This is a genomic window from Bartonella sp. AP11XZML (genome assembly GCF_042196445.1).
Taxonomy (GTDB): domain Bacteria; phylum Pseudomonadota; class Alphaproteobacteria; order Rhizobiales; family Rhizobiaceae; genus Bartonella.
Genome location: NZ_JBHIQF010000021.1, coordinates 1 through 1,715, shown reverse-complemented (window position 1 = coordinate 1,715; position 1,715 = coordinate 1). Strand labels below are relative to the sequence as shown.

At 39.6% G+C, this 1,715-nt stretch carries 4 protein-coding genes; all 4 read right to left on the bottom strand.

All coding sequences use genetic code 11. The features are described 5' to 3' along the window. A partial coding sequence (locus tag ACFIMG_RS02210) for an EexN family lipoprotein (protein WP_375679288.1) occupies positions 1–324 on the bottom strand: 324 nt, incomplete at its 3' end. Then, a complete protein-coding gene (locus ACFIMG_RS02205; protein ID WP_375679287.1) occupies positions 324–635 on the bottom strand; it encodes an EexN family lipoprotein in 312 nt (103 codons plus the stop codon). The genes ACFIMG_RS02205 and ACFIMG_RS02210, both read right to left, overlap by 1 nt. Continuing rightward, positions 635–907 (bottom strand): EexN family lipoprotein, encoded by a 273-nt coding sequence (locus ACFIMG_RS02200; RefSeq protein ID WP_375679286.1) that lies wholly within the window; start codon positions 905–907, stop codon positions 635–637. Before ACFIMG_RS02200 ends, ACFIMG_RS02205 begins: the two co-directional genes overlap by 1 nt. A gap of 24 nt (positions 908–931) precedes the next feature. Then, on the bottom strand, positions 932–1,702 hold the full coding sequence (locus tag ACFIMG_RS02195; RefSeq protein ID WP_375679289.1) for a type IV secretion system protein: 771 nt from the start codon (positions 1,700–1,702) through the stop codon (positions 932–934). Positions 1,703–1,715: the final 13 nt, after the last annotated feature.

Here is a 1,715-nt window from a genome sequence, read left to right as displayed (position 1 = left end):
AGCTTTTCTTTTTTCAAAATCAATTTTCCATTTTTCATGTCTAGCTTCTATTTCGGCTTCATATCTTTCCATCGCTTTACGCATGTTTTCGTTGTGTTCCCTAATTCTCTCTTCAGCTTTTGCTTCATATTCTTTTTCAAGTTCTAAAAATGCTAACCGCATGTTTTCACAATTTTTTGAAGTTCCTGCGAATCCACATTTCGCATCCCACTCGAAGCGTAAATTTTTATCTTTTTTAAATTCTGCAACGCTATAGGTTTTTTCACATCCAGCTGTGATGAGCCCTGTGCAAAGTAGCAATGTTGTTATGAGAACTTTATTCATTATTTATTGTCCTGTTGTTGTTTAGCTTTAGCGCGCTCTTTTGTTTCTTGTTCCTCTCGTCTTTTATTTATTTTCTCTAGAGCTTTATTATAATTTTCATCAATTCTTTTACGTTCTTCAGTTTCAAGTTCCTTCGCTGCTTGTCGCACATTTTGACAATTTTTCGAATTATCAGAAGCTCCACACTTCCATTGAAACTCTCTTATTAAGCTTTCATTTTTTTTTAATTCTTCTACGCTGTAGGTTTTTTCACATCCAGCTGTGATGAGCCCTGTGCCAAGCAGCAATGTTGTTGTGAGAACTTTATTCATTATTTATTGTCCTGTTTCTTTTCAGATTCTTGTTTATCGTCATTTGTAGAGCCAGTTCTCCCCCATCCCCATGTTGGAAGACTCTCACGATAAGCTTGCTCTGCGTTTTTACAATTTTGCGAATCGAGATCCCCTGATGTCATACATTTCATTTTCCATTTTTCATATAATTTGTAATCTTTCTTAAATTCTTCTACGCTATGGGTTTTTTCACATCCAGCCGCGAGAAGCGTTGTGCAAAGTAGCAATGTTGTTATGATGATCTTGTTCATATTCAAGCCCCTCTTTTTTCTTGTTTATTGACCACCGAGTTTTTTGGCATAATCTGCATATCGCGCTGCAAATTCTTCGTAAGCTCGTTGTTCGGCAGCTTTGTATTCCGCTTGTTGAATCATCGCGGCGGCTTGCATTTGGAGAACTTGTGTTTGGAGTTTTGCTTGTATTGCTTCTAATTGTGCTTGAATGCCTTGAATTTTACCGGCATCTTCAGTACTTCCAAGTTCGTCAAGGAGCTTGGTAATGTTTTTTTGTGTTTCACTGGCTTCTTCGTAGACGTCTTGGCCTTTAGCTGCCTGTCCTACCGTGTCCTGTTCGGCTTTTTTTACTTCTTGTGCGTAAAAAGCATCCACTGCCTCTTTTGATCCAGCACCCCCTGAGGGCTCTTTGTATTTAAGTTCTTCTTGCCATTTTTGCGTGTTTTTGCTGCCGCCACCGCCACCGCCGCCACCGCCACTGCCCATTGATTGTTGAAAGTGGTTGAAATCTGAAGGGAGGGCGCCACTGCTCCCTTGCTTGTTAAACATCTCTTTCAATCCCGAAATGTCAGGCTTGACATTTAGGGAGTTATATAATTGTTTCGCTTGATCGAGTTGGCTCTTTAATTGCTCAAGCTGTTGTTTGCCTTGTTGAATTTGTTCTTGCAATTTGCCAAGCTGTTGTGTGCCTTGCTGGACTTGTTTCATTATTTGTCCAACAGCTGTGGGATCAAATACCACGATGGCAAAGGCATTTGTTTGAAAGCCAAATGAAGCTGCATAGACGGCTGTTGCCAATAAAAGTTTTTTCATTGTTTTGACCTTT

Coding starts and splice junctions, on each gene's coding strand:
- ACFIMG_RS02205 (WP_375679287.1), bottom strand. CDS start 635: ATGAATAAAGTTCTCACAACAACATTGCTGCTTGGCACAGGGCTCATC.
- ACFIMG_RS02200 (WP_375679286.1), bottom strand. CDS start 907: ATGAACAAGATCATCATAACAACATTGCTACTTTGCACAACGCTTCTC.
- ACFIMG_RS02195 (WP_375679289.1), bottom strand. CDS start 1,702: ATGAAAAAACTTTTATTGGCAACAGCCGTCTATGCAGCTTCATTTGGC.